Below are 3,805 nucleotides of genomic sequence, written 5' to 3'. Positions count from 1 at the left end.
GCATATCGGCGAATGACAAGCCCGTGAAGGCGCAGAACAGGTAGAGGTCGCGGTACAATTCCTGTTTGGCGTTTTTCAGTTTCCCCTCCATCAGCAGGCGGATCTCATCTTTGGTCAGGAAACTGCGTGTTGTTTCCTCCTTCTTGATTTCATACTCGCGGAACGGGTCGCGCGTCAGCCACTCGTTGTTGATGGCGATGAATACCATCGTCCGTAACGGGCAGACGTACAGCCACACGGTATTGGTGCAGCAGTGCTTGTCCGTGCGCAGGAACATCTCGAAGTCGGAGATGAAAGCCGGGGTAAGCTCTTTTAGGGCGATGTCCTTCACATGGTAGCGGATGTCGAGGAACTCTTGCATGTGCTTGTAAACGGTGCGGTACTTCAGCAGCGTGCCTTTGGCTTTCATGCCTGCCTCCACCTGCTTCTCGTAGTCCTCGTTGTGCTGGCGGAACACCTGCATCAGCGTGTGGTAGCGGTGTTCCAGTCCGAGAAAGGCGTTCTTCACCTTCTCCGCCGTGACGAAGTTGTCACGCTCCATGATTTCCTGATAATGCCTGTTGATGCGTACCCGCATCTTGTCAAGCATACGGTTCGTTTCGAGTGCCGCCGTGCTTCTGCCCGTGACACGTCCACCTTTGGTGTCCCACAGTTTCGGATCGACAGTCAGTTTGCAGCTGAACTGTGTCTGGCTGCCGTCCACCGTGATGCGTCCCATGACGGGAACTGTCCCGTCCTTTTTCACTACCTGACGCTTGAGGTAGTAGATTACTGAAAATGTACTCTTCATTGTCCTTAATTTTTGGGTTTCAAAATTAGTTGGTGAAGAGTCCGGTGTTGGTACGCAAAACGGGGAGGAACGGCGCAATCTTTTTCCGTAACCTGATTTTTCGCATGAGTTATGGATAACTCACTATTCCTTAGAGCCTTGTTTCGCTATTCGTACCCGTTTGTCGCATTTTCGGGCATGGTTACGAACAAGTAACGTAGCGGCGTCAGGATTTGGCTTCGGCAGGGATTGTAATGGCTTCACGGATTATCGCCACTTCAACCAAAACCCTTGTAACTCAATTCTATCACTATATCTTTCCGCATTTCACTTTTTTGTAGTAACTTTGCAAAAGTGAATAATGAAGATTTGTGGGAAAAATCCCGGGAAATTGCTCAAATGTTACATACCTATGTACTTGGGGATAAAAAAAGTAACATGACAAGGAGGAATCAAGTGAATAAGATATTGGAAACTAATTCCCGAATGATTTTTCTGAATGAATTGCAGCAAATTATTCCTCAAATTCCTGATATAAAATTTGCAGAGGATATCGGAAAACTTATTCATTCAATGCCAGTGGATAATATTCCTTATTTTTTGACTTTAGTCCGGTTTAATTATGCGATAGTTTGTAATCAATAAAATTGTAATCCAATGAAACCATACATTTACATCAGAACACTGAAACATGCAGAACATACTGTATTCTGTGTGCAGGAAGGACAGAAAGCCTATTTTGATCCTTTATTTAACCGGATGGTGCCTTATTCAAGCGGGCAGCAAATAAAACGTTGTATCCTGACAACTTTGACCGATGATCTGAACGTACCGATGGCTCCAATTACTTTTAATTATAATATAACGAAAAAAGATGGTCTGGAAAATAAAGAAACCTGGGCTCCCTGTGATCCCAGGTATATCGACCAGTTGATTGGAGGCTGGATGCGGGCTGGAAAGGATATGGTTGCTTTAAAACGCCGGAGTCCTTTGTCGGTATCTGCGATGCGTCCCATTCATCCTTTATTGGGAGGCCTCGAACGGGATAAAGAGAATATCACCTTTGACCGTAGTGACCGGCCTGAGTGGCATCCGGTTAATGTACGGATAGAGGGTAGTGACCGTTTAATGACAAAGGAAGAAATAGAGGCATATTTGCAGAATAACAACCGTACTTTAACCAAACGGATTTGGATTCCTGACAATACCCGGGCAACAGGTTTGTTTGTTGCTGACATGGCTATTGATTTGAGGGCTTTATTTTGCGTTACCACCAATCAGCATGAACCGGAATTGTCCCCGGAGATGATTACTGCCCTGGAAGCTGAAGGGTGGGTGAAATCGAAAAATGTTTTCGGAGAATGTCTGGTCATGCCGAAGGCTGAAAGAGAAAAGATCATTCCTGTATTGGCAAATGCTTTGATCAATTGGCGGATTACTTCCAATCAGGCCCGTACTTTTAGTCTGATGGAGACATTGGCGCTTGCTGTAAGTGATAATGCAAACCATATTGCCGGGGCCATCCGGACCAAGCTGATTGAAGAAGGCGACAAGCCCAAAGCGAAATTAATCATTGACGAGACAGCAGGGGCCGAAGTGTTTGTGACGTTGCCCTGTGCGAGTTATGTGGTTACGGTGAATGAAAGGGCAACTGCTTTGGAAGAAGCGGAAAAGAAGCTGACGGATATGATGATGGCGTTTGATTATGAGAATCAATAAGGCGCATAGAAACAGTTCCTGCCAGGTGATTTTGGTTGCCTGGCAGGGGATTAATGAGAACTGGTAGAATTGAAATAAGCCGCGGCTAACAGGTTTTCCTCCAAGACCATATTCTAAATTGAACTTGATAGAATTGAAATTGTAGTTGGTCATGTACCCCCCTTGTCAAGCGTTTTTTTAATAGGACTTTGGGAATATCTATTTAAAAAAGAAATCCAGCATTTTCCTGAAAAATCTCTGTTTGCCGGGAACGGCTTGATCGGCATCCGGGCTTTCGTCTGTAAATTGCTGAAGTAACTTTTGCAGCCATTCATAAGTCTGCTGTGCAGTCCATACATCTCCTGTTTCGATGGCTTTTCTGCTTCCGGTATCGGGTATTTCCCATAAAATGCATAATTGATCATCGGGGAATAAAAATGAATCTTCGTTTTTGATAGAATTAGCTGGTAAAAGACGGAACTTTATATTGTTTTGTGCTGAAATGGCTAAAAGATGATGATCATTGGAATTGAAACAATATTCTGATGTTGTTCCTTGCTCTGTATCGAATTTCCTGGCGTATTGGATTAACTTACGCCAATTCTCCCGGCTTGTTTCCAATAACATATAATCATTGGTATCTTTGTAAAAAGAAAAATTTTCTGCCCCGATATACTTTTGGAATTTGCTGTATTCTTCCGAATACACTTTTAAATAATCCTGAAGAATATCGAGCAATTCTTCATAAACTGCATTTTCTAAATGGACTGCATTGTTACCTAGTACTACGAATGTCTTCGTGTTCTGATAGGAATGTCCCCGAAGTATAATATCATTCAGAGAATATGTTTCCAGTTTGTTTATGAGTTGAAGAATGGTCTTATGATCCAGAGTGATCATGATTGTCCGGTTACAAAAAGAAATAACACAACTTCCCTCTTCCTTCAATTTCGAGGGCAGGAAACCATTAAGTGCTATATTTTCTGTTGACCGCCAGAAATGATTATGTATTGAAAGCGAGTTTGTAACTTTCCTGCTTGCCTTGTATACCTCCGGAGGTAATAAATTGAATTCCACAAGTTGAGCTTCAGCAAATACTTTCAATTTTGAAAGTTCAAATTGTTTTTTCAAGATTTTATATTCTCGTTCGATTTTCCATTTTTCACGTTGTGCATATTCCCAAAAAAATCGTTCGGCAGGTTCACTGAACGGATGCCGGTTTTTCTGACTGTTATTATGCAAAGATTTGGTTGGTAAAATATTTTCCAGACTATCAATAGTGAAATCGTCTGCTAAATGATATTTCCGTATTTTTTCCTGAAGTACTTCAGGGGCAGT

Annotated in this window: 4 protein-coding genes; 2 read left to right on the top strand and 2 right to left on the bottom strand. The window is 42.7% G+C overall.

All coding sequences use genetic code 11. The features are described from left to right. A partial coding sequence (locus tag WS42_RS14345) for a site-specific integrase (RefSeq protein ID WP_046451325.1) occupies window positions 1-790 on the bottom strand: 790 nt, incomplete at its 3' end. A 333-nt stretch (window positions 791-1,123) separates the two neighbouring features. Between WS42_RS14345 and WS42_RS14340 the strand changes: the two genes are divergently transcribed. Both WS42_RS14340 and WS42_RS14335 read left to right on the top strand, forming a co-directional pair. Continuing rightward, on the top strand, window positions 1,124-1,414 hold the full coding sequence (locus WS42_RS14340; RefSeq protein ID WP_046403486.1) for a hypothetical protein: 291 nt from the start codon (window positions 1,124-1,126) through the stop codon (window positions 1,412-1,414). A gap of 12 nt (window positions 1,415-1,426) precedes the next feature. After that, window positions 1,427-2,488, top strand: a complete 1,062-nt coding sequence (locus WS42_RS14335; protein ID WP_046403487.1) for a CRISPR-associated protein Cas7/Cst2/DevR, subtype I-B/TNEAP — start codon at window positions 1,427-1,429, stop codon at window positions 2,486-2,488. Between the two features lie 198 nt (window positions 2,489-2,686). Here WS42_RS14335 and WS42_RS14330 read toward each other — a convergent pair. Further along, on the bottom strand, window positions 2,687-3,805 hold a 1,119-nt coding region (locus tag WS42_RS14330; protein WP_046451324.1), incomplete at its 5' end, for a hypothetical protein.

It is taken from the genome of Odoribacter sp. N54.MGS-14, from assembly GCF_000980295.1.
Taxonomy (GTDB): domain Bacteria; phylum Bacteroidota; class Bacteroidia; order Bacteroidales; family Marinifilaceae; genus Odoribacter; species Odoribacter splanchnicus.
The sequence above is the reverse complement of the archived record's forward strand: the minus strand, read 5'-3'. Positions and strand labels throughout refer to the sequence as shown.